Origin of the sequence: Streptomyces sp. XM83C (assembly GCF_023072675.1) — a bacterium.
Taxonomy (GTDB): domain Bacteria; phylum Actinomycetota; class Actinomycetes; order Streptomycetales; family Streptomycetaceae; genus Streptomyces; species Streptomyces thermocoprophilus.
The window spans coordinates 1-286 of the sequence record NZ_JALLGL010000689.1; the positions used below are offsets into that span (position 1 = coordinate 1).

General features: G+C 62.9%; 1 pseudogene. It reads left to right on the forward strand.

The features are described 5' to 3' along the window. Nucleotides 1–161: 161 nt before the first annotated feature. Nucleotides 162–286 (forward strand): annotated as a pseudogene (locus MTQ10_RS31085) (IS5/IS1182 family transposase); the annotation flags it as partial.

Here is a 286-nt window from a genome sequence, read left to right on the forward strand (position 1 = left end):
ATGACCTCCGTCGGAGGGACCACCCGCCGGAACAGCACCCACAACTCGTCCGGCACCAACCGCTCCACCAGATCCGTCATGCACGGCTCAACGAGCGATCACGCCATCAGAAACGACGTCTTAGACCGTGTCCTATGTGGTGAGGCGTCGTTGAACCCGTCATGGGGCGGGGTACGTGGAGTTGGATTGTTCCGGACGGGTTGTGGGAGATCGCGAAACCGCTGATCCCGCCGTCGAAGGTGCGGCCGCAGGGCGGTGGAACGCAGGACACACCTGATGAGACGCT